Source organism: Pseudomonas sp. TE6288, assembly GCF_054062095.1.
Genome location: NZ_JBSSEW010000004.1, coordinates 114,661 through 130,789, shown reverse-complemented (window position 1 = coordinate 130,789; position 16,129 = coordinate 114,661). Strand labels below are relative to the sequence as shown.

The following is a 16,129-nucleotide window of genomic DNA, read 5'->3' as shown; positions in this document are numbered from 1 at the left end:
CCTGAATACAGTTAGGCATGATCAATCAACACATTGACCGGAAACTCTGCCAGCACGGTGCTCAACATCAGCTCCCTTGAAGGGGTGACAGCACCGCCGCCGAAAAGTCCCGAACAGTTGGCAGGCGACAAGGCAAACGGCAGTACAAGCCGGGTATCGTCCCAGTTCTGTGCCGGGATCAACGGGGTGGCGGCCGGGCCCAGCAGGGCGCTGGCCAACCGTGGCACGACAATGATGGCGCGTTCGCCCTGGCCCAGGCGGGCAAAGGCCAGCACCTGGTCGGCGTGGCGGCCCTGCGCGGTCAGTGGCAGATAGGCGCCGCGCTGGAACAGCTCGGGATGGGCCTGGCGGGCGTCCAGCACGCGGGCCACCAGGGCCTGCTTGATGCGGCCATCGCGCCAGTGGGCGAGCAGCTCGGCGAGTGGCGTGCCGTCGTCGAGGCTGGCGCGCCTGGCCGGGTAGTCCACCGGGCGGCGGTTGTCCGGGTCGACCAGCGAGAGGTCCCAGTACTCGTTGCCCTGGTACAGGTCCGGCACGCCGGGGGTGGTCATGCGCAGCAGGCACTGCGCCAGGCCGTTCAAGGCGCCGGGGCAGGCCAGGCGCTGCGCGGTCTCATGCAGGGACTGGCGCAGCTGCTGGTTTTCCCCGTCCAGCAGCAGGCCGTCGACGTAGGCCGCGCAAGCACGCTCGTAGCGTTCGTTGGGGGCCGCCCAGCTACTGCGCAGCTTGGCTTCGCGCAGGGCCTTGCATTGCCATTGGCGAAGGCGTTCGGCGTAGCGTTTCAGGGCTTGCGGGTCATGCAGGTCGAGGTCCAGCGGCCAGCTGCCGAGCAGCGTCTGCAACAGCAGCAGCTCGTCGCCGGGGCTTGGCGCCCGCCCATCGTCCAGTTCCTCACGCAACGGCGCGGCAAGCTCGCGCCAGTGCTCGACACGGCTGGCCAGCCAGGGCGCGCGTTCGCTGAGCACGGCCAGCCGCGCGCGGCAGTCCTCGCCGCGTTTGTGGTCGTGGGTGGCGGTGGCCAGCAGGTTGTCGGGAAAGTCGCGCAGGCGGCGCTGGGCTTCATTGTGGAACCAGGCCGTATCGGCACCGAAACGCTCGGCGTCGAAGCCCACGTCGTTGCGCGACAGCAGCCGGGCGGATCGATAGAAGGCGGTGTCCTCCACGGCCTTGGCGGCGCTGGGAGCGGTCAGTTGCTGGAAGCGCACGCAGGCGTGGCGCAGGTGCTTGCGCGGCCGGCCCGGCGGCAGGTGCCGCCAGGGTTGGCCGCCGAGCCAGCGTTCGAGCTGACCGAGCAGCGGCCAGTCGGCCTCCCCCAGCGACTGGCGCGCCCCGGCCAGCGCCTGCTGGAAGAACGCCTCGTCCTCGGCGGGCCGGCCGCAGGCATTGATGTAGGTGCGGTACACCGGGTAGTGCTCGACCAGCGCCTGCAGCGCCCGGCGAATGGCGCCGAGGGTGAGGTCGCGGGTCATCAGGTCGTCGCGGGCCACCTGCAGCAGGGCCTGGGCCACCGACTCGCAGTCGCCGGCCAGGCTGGCGTTGAGTACCAGGTGCCGGGCGATGCGCACCTCCTCGGGGAAATCGGGACGCTCGCTGGTGTTGCGCCATAGTTCGTCCAAGGCGGGCTGGCCCGCAGGGTCGTGCTGCAGCAGCGACACCTGGTTCATGAACTCGTAGCCGGTGGTGCCGTCGGTGAGCCAGTCGCGGTGCAGGTGTTCGCCCGCGCCGAGGATCTTTTCCACGTAGATCGGGAAGTGCGCCAGCGCGGCATCGACGGGGCGTCGAGCCAGCAGTGAATCTACCCGGCGGCGCAGGTTGCGGCAGTAGCGGCGCGGATCGGCGAGGCCGTCGATGTGGTCGATGCGCAGGCCATCGACCAGGCCGCGCTGGATCAGCTCGAACAGCTTGGCGTGGGTGGCCTCGAACACCACGGCACGCTCCACGCGCAGGCCGCCGAGTTCGTTGATGTCGAAGAAGCGCCGCCAGTTGATGTCGTCGGCGGCGGTGCGCCAGCTGGCCAGGCGGTAGGTCTGGCGCTCGAGCAGCAGGTGCAGGCGCTTGAAGCCTGCTTCGCCGCGGCTGTCGAAGGCGGCGAGGGCCGATTGCGGATCCGCGCCGGCGGCGGCCAGGCGCGCCAGTTCGCGGTGTAGCGGCTGGGCCGCGGCCAGAGGGTCGGCCGCCTCGCCGAGGGCGCTGAAGTGCGCGGCCAGTGTTTGCAGGCGCGGGTCCTCGGCCTGGCCGAGGATGCGTGGGTAGTCCAGTGGGCAGATCGGGAAACGGTGCTCATGGTGGGCGACTTCGAAGCGCCCGTGCTGCGCATCGAAGGTCAGCGGGATCTCGCCGTTGTGCAGGGCGGCGCCATAGTCGCTGCCGAGAAACGGCAGCAACAGTTGCCCGGCCAGCAACGGGTCGCTGGAATGCCACTGGATATCGAAGAATTCCGCGTAGGGGCTGCGCCGGCCCCAGGCCAGCAGGCTCTGCCACCACGGGTTGTCGGCGCCGCCCACGGCCATGTGGTTGGACACAGTGTCGACGATCAGCCCCATGCCATGCTGGCGCAAGGCGGCCACCAGGCGTTCGAGCGCCGCCTCGCCGCCGAGTTCGGGACTGACCCGGGTCGGGTCGACCACGTCATAGCCGTGGCGCGAGCCTGCGCGGGCGGTGAGGATGGGCGAGGCGTAAAGGTGGCTGATACCCAGCCGGGCGAAATAAGGCACCAGCGGTACCGCGTGGTCGAGGGTGAAGTCGCTGTGCAGTTGCAGGCGCAGAGTGGCGGTCAAGGGTTTCATCGGTCACGCTCCCAGGCTTGTTCGCGGGCCTGGGCCAGCAGTTCCAGGCGCCGGGCGGCGTCCTCGTCGTCCAGCAGTTCGCGTACCGGCGCCTTGAAGCGGCGGCGCCAGTTGGGATGACCGGTGGTGGTGCCGGGCAGGTTGGGTTGCTCGTCGCTGCCCAGCAGGTCCTCCAGCGGCACCAGCACCAGCGGTGCGCGGGTATGGCCGACATAGCGGATCGCCGCGTCGATCAGCGCCGAATCGTCGCGCAGTGGCCCGTAGTTCTGCTCCAGGGTTCGGCGCAGGCCGTCGCGCTCCAGGGCCCGGGTATGGCGCCAGTGCAGCTCTGTGGCGGCGTCGATCAGTTGCAGGCGATGGCTCCAGTCGATGTCACGGTTCGCCAGCCAGCCGGCGAGTGGGGCCAGGTCATGGGTGCCGGTGGTGGCCAGGGCGTTGTCCGGCCAGTCGAGGATCGGCGTGAAGCGCCCGGGCGGCTGCTGCTCGAACGGCAGCACGCGCATGCCCAGCACGGCCTTGTCGGCCAGGCGCTCGCGCAGGCCCTCGGGCACGGTGCCCAGGTCCTCGCCAAGGATGATCGCCTGGTGTCGCGCCGACTCCAGCGCCAGCAGGCGCAGCAGGTCGTCCAGCGGGTAATTCAGGTAGGCGCCTTCGCTGGGCCGGGCACCACGGGGGATCAGCCACAGGCGGCGCAGGCCCATCACATGATCGATGCGCAGGCCGCCGGCATGGGCCAGGTTGGCCCGCAGCATTTCGATGAAGGCGCGGTAGCCGTTGCGCCGCAGGCCTTCGGGAGAGAACGCGCAGATGCCCCAGTCTTGCCCGGCGCGGTTGAGGATATCGGGCGGGGCGCCGACGTTGAGTTCGGCCAGCAGTTCGTCCTGGCGGCTCCAGGCCTGGCTGCCGGCACCGTCGGCGCCCACTGCCAGGTCGGCGATCAGGCCCACGGCCATGCCGTTGCCGCGCGCCGCGTCCTGGGCCCGTTGCAGGCTGCGCTCGGCCAGCCACTGGCAGAAGGCATGGAACTCGACCCGGGCCGGGTAGGCGTTGGCGAAGGCCTCGACCTCGGGGTCGTAGGGGTTGTGCCAGGCCTTGGGCCAGTTGCGCCAGTCCGCGCCCAGGCCGCTGCTCACTGCTTCGGCCTGCAGTACTTCGAAGCGGCAGTGGTGTTCCAGTTGCTCGCCGGCACTGGCGCGGAAACTGTCGAAGTCCGCGCGCAAGGGGTGCTCACCCTGGCTGAAGTGCCGGTAGAGCGCTTCGAGCAGGCGCAGACGGGCCTCGGCGGCCCTGGGCCACTCCACCAGCGTATGCTGCTCCAGCGCTTCGAGGGTCGCCTCCAGGCCACAGGCCTCGATGGCCATGCGCACTTCGCGTTCGCCGAAGACCACGCCGGGGCTGGCATAGAGCACATTGAGCAGCAGGCGGCTGGAGGGCGAATAGGGGCTGTAGTGGTGCTGGTCGAAGGCCGACAGGGTGTGGATCGGGCTGATGGCCAGGGCATCGGCGCCGCGCTCGGCGGCGTGGCGTGCCAGTTGTTCCAGTGCCAGGCAGTCGCCAAAGCCGCCATCGCCGGGGCGCCGCAGGCTGTAAAGCTGCACGGCCAGGCCCCAGCAACGGGGCGGGGGTTGCTCCACGCAGTCTTGCAGGGCATGGCAACGCGCCGGTGCCACGGCCACGGTGCAGGTCCGGCCATCGATATCCAGGCGGTGATAGCCCAGGGGCAACCCGGCCGGCAGCCGCGCCTGGGCGTCCAGGGTCAGGCTGCGCTGGCTGCCGTCTTCCAGGCTGCAGCGCACCTGGCTGGCGGCGCTGAAGTAACGCTGCAGGTCGAGGGGCTGGTCGATGTCCACGGTCAGCAGCGGTGGCAGGTGCTCGCTGTCTTCGGCCTGCTCCACGGCGCGCAGGCTGGCGTCGATGTCGGCGGCGTTGCCGGCCGGGTGGCCAAGGCCGGCGAGCACCAGGCGCAGCACGTCATCGCTGACCTGCTGCGGGCGGTTATTGGCGTCTATCCAGTCGCGGGCCAGGCCTGCCCGGGCGGCCAGGCGGTGAAGGGGCTCTGCGCTCATGGCGTCTCCTGGTCGGGGGGCAGCAGGCTCACCACGCAGCTGTGCGCGGCGAGGCTAGAGTCGGGGTGGGCGTTGTCGCTGCTGTCGAACAGGCGGCGGGGCAGTGCCGGCAAGGTGACCGGCTGGGGTTGGGCATCGAGGTTCAGGTCGATGCGCAGCTGCTGGCCGTCGCCCAGGCGCCAGCGGGCGGTCAGCGCCTTGGCGCCGAGCACCTCGCAGCCCTCGGCGCGGGTGCCAGGCAGATGCGGGATGACATGGCGCCTGCGCAGTGCGAGCAACTGCTGGTACAGGCCGTGCCAGCCGGCCAGTACCTCCTGTTGCCGAGGTTTGGAGGTCTCGAAGGTGGCCTCGGCGTTGGGGTCGGGTATCTGCTCGCGCTTCTGCGGGTCGGCGAAGGCCTCGAAATGAGCGAACTCACCCCGGCGACCTTCACGCACGGCGTCGGCCAGCGCGTCGTGGAAGTCGGTGAAGAACAGGAACGGCTTGCGGCTGCCGTCGTCGTCGCCCATGAACAGCAGCGGGATCATCGGTGCCAGCAGCAGCAGGGTGGTGGCGGCCTTCAGGGCCTGCGGCGGACAGAGCCGGGACAGCCGTTCGCCCAGGGCGCGGTTGCCGACCTGGTCGTGGTTTTGCAGGAACAGCACGAAGGCGCTGGGCGGCAGATGGCCGCTGGGCTCGCCGCGGGGCTTGCCGTGGCGGTCGGGCTGGCCCTGGAACACGAAACCCTCGGCCAGGCAGCGTGCCAGCTGGTCGATCGGCCGGTCCTTGTAGTCGGCGTAGTAGCCTTCGGTTTCGCCTGTCAGCAGTACGTGCAGGGCGTTGTGGCCATCGTCGTTCCACTGCGCGTCGAAGCCTTGCTCGAGCAGCATGGCCTGATTGTGCTCGTTCTCCAGCACCAGCCAGACCTGCCGCCCAGGCTCGACCGTGGCGCGTACCCGCTGGGCCAGCTCGACGAGAAAGTCCGGCTGGTCGATGGCGTGCACCGCGTCCAGGCGCAGGCCGTCGCAGCGGTAGTCGCACAACCACATCAGGGCGTTCTGGATGAAGAACTCGCGCACCTCGGCGCGGCGGAAGTCGATGGCCGCGCCCCACGGTGTCTGGCGGTCTTCACGGAAGAACGGGCTGGCGTAGCGGTGCAGGTAGTTGCCGTCCGGGCCGAAGTGGTTGTAGACCACGTCCACCAGTACCATCAAGCGCTGGCCATGGGCGGCGTCGACCAGCGCGCACAGGTCCTGGGGGCGGCCATAGCTGTGCTGGGGGGCAAACGGCAGCACGCCGTCATAGCCCCAGTTGCGCTCACCGGGGAACTGCCCCAGCGGCATCAGCTCGATGGCGCTGATGCCCAGCCCGGCCAGGCGTGGCAGCACCTGGGCCACGCCGTGGTAGCCATCAAACAGGCCCACGTGCAGCTCCTGGATCACCGCCTCGTGCCACGGACGGCCTTGCCACGCGTGGCGCCACGGGTAGCGGCTGATGTCCACCAGCTCGCTGGGCCCATGCACGCCCTCGGGCTGGCAGCGCGAGGCCGGGTCGGCCACCCGCTGTTCATCGTCGATCACGAACTGATAGCGCTCGCCCGCCTGGCAGGGGGCGACGCCTGTGTACCAGCCATCGTCGTCGGGCAGCAGTGCCACGGGCGGCTGCTGGCCGATCGCCACGCTCACGCTGCGCGCATCCGGCGCCCACAGGGCGAAGCGCGCCGACGTGGCGTCCAGCAACTGTGCGCCATGCTTGTGCATCGTCGGCTCTCCGCTCAGTAATGGGCGTGCTGCGTCTGCTTCACCAGGTCTTCGTACAGGCGCGCATAGGGTTCCACCGCCTGGCACCAGTTGAATGGCTGGGTCATCGACAGGCAGCGCATGGCATTGAGCAGGTGCTTCTTGCCGTACACATAGAAGGCGCGGCCCAGGGCTTCGCGATAGCTGTCCTCGGTGGAGTCGTTGAACAGGAAACCGGTCACGCCGTTCTCGATGGTGTCGGCCAGCCCGCCGGTGTTGCGCGCCACCGGCAGCGAGCCGAAGCGCTGGGCGTACATCTGGCTCAGGCCGCAGGGCTCGTAGCGCGACGGCATCAGCAGGAAGTCGCTGCCTGCGAACATGCGCCGGGCGTCGGTCTCGTTGAAACCGATGCGCACGCCGATGCGGCCGGGGTGACGCAGGGCCAGTTCGCGCATGGCCTGCTCTTCCTCCGGTTCGCCACGGCCGATGATGGCGATCTGGCCGCCTTGTTCGACGATGTAGTCGGCCACCCCCAGGGTCAGGTCCAGGCCTTTCTGGTAGACCAACCGCGAAACCACGGCGAACAGCGGCCCCTCGCTTGCTTGCAGGCCGAACAGCGCGCGTACCTGGTCGGCATTGCGCGCCTTGCCCTCCCAGTCGTTGATGCTGAAGTTGTGGTCCAGGTGCTGGTCGGTGGCCGAGTCCCAGCTTTCGTCGATACCGTTGGGGATGCCGCCGAGCAGTCCCTGCTGGGCCTTGCTGGCGAGGAAACCATCCAGGCCGCAGCCGAACTCGGGGGTAGTGATTTCCCGGGCATAGGTGGCGCTGACCGTGGTGATGTGGCTGGCGTAGGCAAGCCCCGCCTTGAGGAACGACAGCTTGCCGTAGAACTCCATGCCTTCCTGCTGCATGGCGTGGTCGGGGATCGCCAGTTCCGGGCTGCAGCCGCGGCTGTACACGCCCTGGTAGGCCAGGTTGTGGATGGTGAACAAGGTCGGGGTGCTCAGGCCGCGCCAGTGCATGTAGGCCGGGGCCAGCCCGGCCGGCCAGTCGTGGGCGTGCACCAGGTCGGGGCGCCAGTGAGCCATGCCTTCGCCGGCGGCGATTTCCGCGGCGGCCAGGCCCAGGCGGGCGAAGCGGATGTGGTTGTCGGGCCAGTCGCGACCGTTATTGGCGCCGTAGGGCGTGCCGTCGCGCTGGTACAGCTCGGGACAGATCAGCACATAGATCACCAGGCCGTCGGCCAGATCCATGCGGCCGATCTTGCACGGCGGCAGCGCGGCGTGGCCGCCCAGCTCGCCGACGATGTGAATGGGGTTGTCGCTCTCGACCACCTGGCGGTAGCCGGGGATCAGCACGCGCACATCGTGCAGGTGCGCCAGGGCACGGGGCAGGGCAGCGGACACGTCGCCCAGGCCGCCGGTCTTGACCAGGTCGGCGATCTCCGAGGTGACGAACAGGATCTTGCGCTTGTTCGGGTTGTGCTGGCGCTGCGCGCCGGGTGCCTTGACTGTCGGGGCGAGTGCCGATGGCAGCGGCTCGCGGTTATCCGGGTTGAATGACTCTACGTGAGGTTCGACAGCGGCACTGATCATACTTCTCTCCGTCCCTTGTTCTGTTTACTTGGCGTTGGCTCGTGGGTCTGCTCTCTGATCGTTGTTGCATCTTCGTAGTGCGTTCCTTGCCCCAGATTCGTGCGCGCAGGCACGGCACGCTCGGCATTCCCGCCGAAAGACGTATGGACTGGTTGGGGTGTGCGGGCCTGGCGTCAGGCAGTCCTTTTGCGTCGGCCCTACTTAAAGTCCTGACCTGCCCGTGTTTTGGAAAGTTCGACTTTTTTACGTCACTTTTTCCGAGCAAAACGCGGGCCGAATCTGGAGTGTAGGAGACGAAGCGGCATGAAAGTGACCCGTTGGTCATTTTTGTCGCGACTGTTTAGACGCGCAAACGTTGGCGAGTTGTTGCAAAATATGAGGCTAGCCAGCGTAGGCGCAGCGGATTCGCGACAGACGCGGCACAACGTAATCAGGAAGGGAAGCTGAGGCGAGGTGGGAGCCTGGCAGCTCCCACGCAGAGGGGCGGTGAGTCAGAGGCCAGCGGCCTTGCCTTGCAAACGGGCCTGTTCGAGCAGCAGGTTCAGTTGGGCGACCTGCTGGCGCAGGTGATCGCGCTCATCCTTCAACTGGCGCAGCTCATCGCGGCGCACGGTGACATAGAGGGTCTGGGTGGGAGTGGCAGGCATCAGGGTTCCCATGGGCACACCTCGCATGGCTGGTGACATTTTGAAGCGTAGACGCTTCACGCGGCGCGCATTCTGAATTCTTTGCAGGCCCTTGGGAACTTTTTTGTTTATCGTTGTCGCCCCGTTCGTCGGTGAACCCTACGCCAGAACGCTGGACTAATCTGAAATCTTCAATTGTTGTAAAGCAAAACCAACGGGAGCGTCGGCACATGCAACTGGGAATCATCGGGCTTGGCCGCATGGGCGGCAATATCGCAAGGCGCCTGATGCGCGCAGGTCACAGCACTGTGGTCCACGATCGCAACCGCGAAGCCATCACCACCCTGGAAGGCGAGGGGGCCGTCGGCGCCCACGACCTCGGTGCGCTGGTGCAGAAACTCAAGGCGCCGCGCGCGGTGTGGGTCATGCTGCCCGCGGGCGAAATCACCGAGCAGACCATCGCGCAACTGGCCGACCTGCTCGAGCCGGGCGACGCCATCATCGATGGTGGCAACACCTTTTACAAGGACGACGTGCGCCGCGCCGCCGAGCTGGGCAAGCGTGGCCTGCACTACCTCGACGTCGGCACCTCGGGCGGCGTGTGGGGCCTGGACCGTGGCTACTGCATGATGATCGGCGGCGAGAAAGAGGTGTTCGAGCGCCTGGAGCCGCTGTTCAAGGCCCTCGCCCCGGGCGTCGGCGACATTCCGCGCACCCAGGGCCGCAGCGGCGAGCACGAGCGCGCCGAGCATGGCTATATCCACGCCGGCCCGCCCGGCGCCGGTCACTACGTGAAGATGGTGCACAACGGCATCGAGTACGGCCTGATGCAGGCCTACGCCGAAGGTTTCGACCTGCTGCGCAGCAAGGGTGGCCCGGAACTGCCGGAAGAACAGCGCTTCGACCTCAATGTCGCCGAGATCGCCGAAGTGTGGCGCCGCGGCAGCGTGGTCACCTCCTGGCTGCTGGACCTGACCGCCGACGCGCTGGTCGCCGACCCGCAACTGACCGAATTCAGCGGCTCGGTATCGGACAGCGGCGAAGGGCGCTGGACCATCGACGCCGCCGTCGAACAGGCCGTGCCGGTGCCGGTGCTGTCCAGCGCGCTGTTTGCCCGCTTCCGCTCGCGCCAGCAGCAGGGCACCTACGGTGACAAGATCCTCTCCGCCATGCGCCTGGGCTTCGGCGGCCACGTCGAGAAAAAGAAGGACTAGATGACTAGAACGACCATCCCCGCGGCGCCGCCATGCACCTTGTTCCTGTTCGGCGCCAACGGCGACCTGGTCAAGCGCCTGTTGATGCCGGCGCTGTACAACCTCAGCCGTGACGGCCTGCTCGACCGCAACCTGCGTATCGTCGGGGTCGACCACAACCCGGCCACGGCCGAGGACTTTGCCGCGCGCCTGCATGCGTTCATGCAGGCGCGGGACAAGGGCGTGGAAGGGCGTGCCAAGTGCCTGGACGAGAAGCGCTGGGCGCGCCTGGCCAAGCGCCTGGACTATCAGACCGGCGACTTCCTCGACCCCGAGACTTACCAGGCCCTGGTCCGGCGCATCGCTAAAACCGGCCATGGCAATGCCATCTTCTACCTGGCCACCTCGCCACGCTTCTTCCCCGAGGTGGCCCAGCGCCTGGGCGACGCCGGCCTGCTCGACGAGTCGGGTGGCGGCTTTCGCCGGGTGGTGGTGGAGAAACCTTTCGGCACTGACCTTGCCAGCGCCGAAGCGCTGAACGCTTGCCTGCTCAAGGTGATGAACGAGCGGCAGATCTACCGCATCGACCATTACCTGGGCAAGGAAACCGTGCAGAACATCCTGGTCAGCCGTTTCTCCAACGGCCTGTTCGAATCGTTCTGGAACAACCATTACATCGACCACGTGCAGATCACCGCCGCCGAAACCGTCGGCGTCGAGACGCGCGGGGCGTTCTACGACAATACCGGCGCCCTGCGCGACATGGTGCCCAACCACCTGTTCCAGCTGCTGGCGATGGTCGCCATGGAGCCGCCGGCGGCCTTCGGCGCTGATGCGGTGCGCGGTGAAAAGGCCAAGGTGATCGGCGCCATTCGCCCTTGGTCGCAGAAAATGGCCCTGCGCAATTCCGTGCGTGGCCAGTACGGCGCCGGCAAGCAGGGCCGCAAGAAACTCCCCGGCTACCGCGAGGAGGCCAATGTCGCCCCGCACAGCCAGACCGAGACCTATGTCGCCCTCAAGGTGATGATCGATAACTGGCGCTGGGCGGGGGTGCCGTTCTACCTGCGTACCGGCAAGCGCATGAGCGTGCGCGACACCGAGATCGCCATCTGCTTCAAGCCGGCGCCCTACGCGCAGTTCCGCGAAAGCGAACTGGAGCGGCCCAAGCCCAACTACCTGAAGATCCAGATCCAGCCCAACGAAGGCATGTGGTTCGACTTGCAGGCCAAGCGCCCGGGGCCGGAGCTGGTGATGGAGAATGTCGAGCTGGGTTTCGCCTACAAGGACTTCTTCAAGATGACCCCGGCGACCGGCTACGAGACATTGATCTACGACTGCCTTACCGGTGACCAGACCCTGTTCCAGCGCGCCGACAATATCGAGAACGGTTGGCGTGCCGTGCAGCCGTTCCTCGATGCCTGGGCGGCCGAGGGTGGCCAGGTGCATGAGTATGCGGCGGGAGAGGATGGCCCCGAGGCCGGCGACGAGCTGCTGGCGCGGGACAAGCGCGAGTGGCATAAGCTGGGGTGAGCCTGCAGCGACCTACCGCCGTTGGCGGTAGGTGCGCAGATGCGTACTACAAGGTGAACGACAGGGCCGAGAACACCATCCCGCCACTGCCCGCCCAGCCCATGCAGAACTGACCTTGCTCGGCTTCGCCCCGGCTCATCGCATCAAAGATGCCGAAGGGAATCGATGCGGTAATGATGTTGCCGGTCTTGTGCCCGACGTGATGCAACTTGTGATCGACGCCGATCATCTGGCCAATATGTTCCCACATCTTTGGCGAGCCGGTATGGATGAACACTTTGTGCACGTCGTCCGCCGTGAGCTTCTGCAGGTTGAAGACTTTTATCGCTTCGTTGCGACCGTCTTCGTGCAAGGCGGCGGCATAGGAGTTGAACTGATACTGGCCGCCGGTAGGTTCGATCCTGGCAATATCCTCCTCGTTGCAGAACAGTTTCCAGTCCGGCAACGAGATCGTCGACAAGTCACTCAGGTCAGGTCGGTTGATGTACGAGAACTTGAAGTTATCCGCTGCCTCGTTACTGAGGATGGTGACAACGGCGGCTTCACCGATGGTAAAACTCGGGAATTTGTAGGCCAGTTCGGCCGGCGACTGCAGCGAGAAGTTCTTGGGCATCACCGGCCCGCCCGCCGACATGCCGAACTCCATGTTGACGATGGCGGCGTAGCGGATTTCACCCGCTTGCATCTTGCTGTTGATGACGTCCATTGCCGTCACCCAGCCGTTGCAGGCGTCGACCACATCGAAGTTGCGGCAGTTCAGGCCCAGCGCCTTGGCGATGAAGGTACTGTTGGCCGGCTCGATGAAGCCACGGGTGACATTGGGATAGATCAGCAGGTCCAGGTCGGCCTTGCCGATATTGGCCTGGGCCAGCGCCGCATCGAACGCCGCCTCCATCAATTGCATCGGCGTCTCGTCAGCCGCCAGCCAATGGCGTGTGTCGCTGCCGCTTTTTTCCAGCAACTTGCCGATGGTCTTCAGTGTTTTCGGCAAGTCTTCCTGGAAGGTGTCCCGGGAGTGTTCTTCCACCAGGTTGATCACGTCCTGGTTGCTGACGCAGCGTGAGGGCAGTATTCCGGATAAACCGACAATCTTCATATAACGTCCTTGTTGAAAGTAGAGACTCAGCGCACTGGTTGCGCAGGGGTAGAAGCTTATTCATCCTGAAAAGCAACCACTGGCCCGGTATTTCTAACACAGCGCAACAGTGGGTCTGTGCCGTGGATCAATGTTCTTGCGCATCGATTCGAACGCCTCGGTAACCTGCACAGAGTGCAGCTCAACGGAACCTGCAATCCCGCTTCGGCATCCAAACTCACGCCCACCGCCTGAGGATCCGAGATGCCCGCCCTGATCGAAGACTACGCCCTCATCGGCAACTGTCGCAGTGCCGCCCTGATCAACCGCGACGGCGCCCTCGACTGGCTGTGCCTGCCACGCTTCGACGCTCCCGCGGTGTTCGCCGCATTGCTGGGCAACGAGGAAAACGGCCGTTGGCGCATCGCCCCCAGCGACCCGGTCGAACACAGCGCCCGCCGCTACCTCGACGACACCCTGGTACTGGAAACCACCTGGACCACCGCCAGCGGTCGCGCCCGTGTGCTCGACTGCATGCCCCTGGGCGAATCCAATGCTGTGCTGCGCATTGTCGAGGGCCTGGCCGGCGAGACGGCGTTCGAGATGGACCTGGTGCTGCGCTTCGACTATGGCCGCAGCGTGCCCTGGGTGGAGAAACTCGACCCGCTGACCCTTAGCGCGGTTGCCGGCCCCGATCGCCTGATCCTGCGCAGCAGCACCGAGACCCATGGCCGGGACCACCACAGCGTCGCCCGGTTTCGCGTGCGCGCCGGTGAGCGCCAGGTGTTCAGCCTTTGCCACCAGCCCTCGCACCTGCCTGTGCAGCCCGGTTGCGATGTCGACCACGACCTCGAGCAGACCATCAACCAATGGCAGGCCTTCGCCGCCCGCTGCCCCGACGTTGGCCCGTACACCGAGCGGGTACGCCGCTCGCTGTTGACCCTCAAGGCCATGACCTACGCGCCCACCGGGGGCATGGTCGCCGCCGTCACCACCTCGCTGCCCGAGCGTGTCGGTGGCGAGCGCAACTGGGACTACCGCTACTGCTGGCTGCGCGACGCCACCATGACCTTGCTGGCGCTGATGAACCTCGGCTACTTCGACGAAGCCCAGGCCTGGCGCGAGTGGTTGCTGCGCTCGGTGGCGGGCAACCCCGAGCAGATGCAGATCATGTATGGGCTGGCGGGGGAGCGCGACCTGCCGGAGTTCAGCCTGCCCTGGCTGGCCGGTTACGAGCATTCGCAGCCGGTGCGGGTCGGCAATGCCGCTTCCGAGCAGTTGCAGCTGGATATCTACGGCGAACTGGCCGACGCCATGACCCAGGCCATTAAGGGCGGGCTGCCGCGGCATCCGCGCAGCGCCGCCATCGCCCGCTCGATCCTGCCGTACCTTGAAAGCATCTGGCGCGAGCCCGACGAGGGGCTGTGGGAGGTGCGCGGCGGTCGCCAGCACTTCGTGCACTCCAAGGTCATGGCCTGGGTTGCCTTCGACCGCTCGGCGAGCCTGGCCGACACCACCGAGGAAGGGCGTGAGCGGGGGCGACATTACCGTCAGGTGGCGGACCAGATCCGTGACGAGGTCTGCCGCCGCGGGCTGGATGCCGACGGGCGCCACTTCGTCCAGGCCTACGGTTCGACCGAGCTGGACGCGAGCCTGCTGCAGATCGCCCTGACCGGCTTTCTGCCCGCCGACGATCCACGCTTCCTGCGCACCCTCGAACAGATCGAAACCCGCCTGCTGCGCAACGGCCTGCTGCTGCGCTACGACAGCGACAGTTGCAGCGACGGCCTGACGCCAGGTGAGGGGACGTTCCTGGTGTGTTCGTTCTGGTTGGCGGATGTCTATGTGCTGCTGGGGCGGCAGGAGGAGGCGCAGGCGCTTTATGAGCGGCTGACAGGCTTGTGCAATGACGTGGGATTGCTGGCCGAGCAGTACGACCCGGTGGGCAAACGGATGCTGGGGAATTTCCCGCAGGCGTTCAGCCATATCGGCATCATCAATACGGCGCTGAACCTGCACCGGGCGCAGTGTCCGGTGCGGGATCGGGCGGGGGGCAGTTGATGGTGAGACGGTAGGGTTACCTTCGCCCTGGGTGCACTCCAGTGGCGAGGGCGTCTTTTCTTTACTCGTAATAGCCCACGGTGTCCCTTAACTGGTCAGCGAATTCGTAGATGTCGTCTAATGAGTTGATGGGGTGGCGTGTCTCATTCTTATCTTTGTCGAAAATACCGATGTATTTTTGTGAGCGGTTGAAGTGAAGCCGGGTAATCGGTTTTCGGTTGTTGTCGTCCAGCAGAATCCCGAAATAGCTCTGCGTATCTCGGTGGATGACACGTTTGGAGTCCACAGTGGTACGAACAATAGCTTTGACTATGTGGAAGCCTTCCAACTCATCCATTGTGGTTTGAATGCGATCTTCTGCGTTATCCGTGGAATCACTCTGCGTTTCGGTAACAACCTTTTCAGCAGGGGTTGGGTAAGAAACACCACTCATGGCTGACTTCAGGCGATCGTTGATCTGGTCATTCAAGAATTGAGATGCTGCCTTGCGAGTCAGCAGGCCGAATTGCTCTCTCACCTTTTGAGTGATAACGCCGTCGTAGACGCGTGAGGCGAAGAATTTTATAAAGTCGTCGTCAGGTTGGCTGAATTGTGATGCGATGACTCGTTTGATCTGCCCGACGTACTTGAGCTCTCCTGCTGCATTGATTATTGAGTCAACGTCGAAAGCTGATTTTGTAAGCTTCTGCAGCTCCGGGATAACGTGCTCATCAATATCGAGAAGGTCGATTTCCAAAAATGGCTTTTCGTCCATTTTGTTCGGTGCGTCAAGGTCTGTGAAGAAGCGGTAATGCCGCCCATTCGTCAATATTGAAATTCTGGCGGTTGTGACGTGGAAGTAGCGGAACAATTGACTGGCATGGTTGATGTTGAGGGGTTCGCCAATTTTCTTTGTTTCGATGAGTATCTGGATTTCACCATCTTTCAATATGGCGTAATCAATTTTCTCACCTTTCTTTGTGCCTACGTCACAGACGTATTCTGGGACAACTTCGGACGGGTCGAAAACGTCGTAGCCCAGAACGGAGTGGATAAAGGGCATGATGAATGCAGTTTTAGTAGCTTCTTCAGTTTGAATGCTCGAAGCCAGTTGGTTGACCTTGGCGGCCATCGCGTTGAGACGTTCTACAAATTCCATTTGCGCTCCAGTGCGTGCTCGCCCATCCGGGCGGTAGAGGCAAGACGCTACTATGGGGGATCTGCTTGCCGCTACTGTCGTTTCATCCATGCTGGATACCCGAACAGGCAGGTGAAAGCACAATGTAGCGGCCTGAAAGTTAATCCTACATCCGCAGAACGATCAGATTTTCCTCATTGCTTGTAGTCCGTTTCCGAATCATCCTTTTACCCCTCCTGGGCCATTGCTACGGTTTTCTCATCAATCTAGGCTCCTTCGGTCGTTGCCAATTCAGCGACCAGGTCTGCAAGCCTGTGTGTGATAGGAAGCCTAGCGCTAACCGCTATGCTGCTGACGTTTGT

10 protein-coding genes are annotated in these 16,129 nt (G+C 65.2%); 3 read left to right on the top strand and 7 right to left on the bottom strand.

From position 1 onward, the window contains the following. Positions 1-11 precede the first annotated feature (11 nt). The 5 genes from ACVWY1_RS05400 to ACVWY1_RS05380 all read right to left on the bottom strand — a co-directional run bounded on the left by ACVWY1_RS05400 (position 12) and on the right by ACVWY1_RS05380 (position 8,824). Positions 12-2,786: a malto-oligosyltrehalose synthase gene (locus ACVWY1_RS05400; protein WP_277503374.1), complete on the bottom strand. Its 2,775-nt coding sequence runs from the start codon at positions 2,784-2,786 to the stop codon at positions 12-14. Continuing rightward, positions 2,783-4,852 carry a 4-alpha-glucanotransferase gene (gene malQ, locus ACVWY1_RS05395; protein WP_277503375.1) on the bottom strand — a complete coding sequence of 690 codons (2,070 nt, stop codon included), beginning with the start codon at positions 4,850-4,852 and terminating at the stop codon, positions 2,783-2,785. Before malQ ends, ACVWY1_RS05400 begins: the two co-directional genes overlap by 4 nt. After that, positions 4,849-6,591, bottom strand: a complete 1,743-nt coding sequence (gene treZ / locus ACVWY1_RS05390; RefSeq protein WP_277503376.1) for a malto-oligosyltrehalose trehalohydrolase — start codon at positions 6,589-6,591, stop codon at positions 4,849-4,851. Before treZ ends, malQ begins: the two co-directional genes overlap by 4 nt. A gap of 14 nt (positions 6,592-6,605) precedes the next feature. Next, a complete protein-coding gene (glgA, locus tag ACVWY1_RS05385) occupies positions 6,606-8,165 on the bottom strand; it encodes a glycogen synthase GlgA (RefSeq protein ID WP_102684443.1) in 1,560 nt (519 codons plus the stop codon). Between the two features lie 491 nt (positions 8,166-8,656). After that, a complete protein-coding gene (locus ACVWY1_RS05380) occupies positions 8,657-8,824 on the bottom strand; it encodes a DUF6026 family protein (protein WP_219730232.1) in 168 nt (55 codons plus the stop codon). Between the two features lie 161 nt (positions 8,825-8,985). Between ACVWY1_RS05380 and gnd the strand changes: the two genes are divergently transcribed. Further along, complete coding sequence (gnd, locus tag ACVWY1_RS05375; protein WP_256582509.1) at positions 8,986-10,005, top strand: phosphogluconate dehydrogenase (NAD(+)-dependent, decarboxylating); 1,020 nt, start codon at positions 8,986-8,988, stop codon at positions 10,003-10,005. Beyond that, complete coding sequence (zwf, locus tag ACVWY1_RS05370) at positions 10,006-11,514, top strand: glucose-6-phosphate dehydrogenase (RefSeq protein WP_277503377.1); 1,509 nt, start codon at positions 10,006-10,008, stop codon at positions 11,512-11,514. A 46-nt stretch (positions 11,515-11,560) separates the two neighbouring features. Here the strand turns inward: zwf and ACVWY1_RS05365 are convergent, their stop codons facing one another. Further along, positions 11,561-12,610, bottom strand: a complete 1,050-nt coding sequence (locus tag ACVWY1_RS05365; RefSeq protein ID WP_102684440.1) for a 3-oxoacyl-[acyl-carrier-protein] synthase III C-terminal domain-containing protein — start codon at positions 12,608-12,610, stop codon at positions 11,561-11,563. A gap of 243 nt (positions 12,611-12,853) precedes the next feature. Here ACVWY1_RS05365 and ACVWY1_RS05360 point away from each other — a divergent pair, with 243 nt between their 5' ends. Beyond that, a complete protein-coding gene (locus ACVWY1_RS05360) occupies positions 12,854-14,650 on the top strand; it encodes a glycoside hydrolase family 15 protein (RefSeq protein ID WP_457377897.1) in 1,797 nt (598 codons plus the stop codon). Between the two features lie 61 nt (positions 14,651-14,711). Here the strand turns inward: ACVWY1_RS05360 and ACVWY1_RS05355 are convergent, their stop codons facing one another. Next, entirely contained in the window at positions 14,712-15,788 is a 1,077-nt protein-coding gene (locus ACVWY1_RS05355) for a type I restriction endonuclease (protein WP_277503379.1), read from the bottom strand. Positions 15,789-16,129 lie beyond the last annotated feature (341 nt).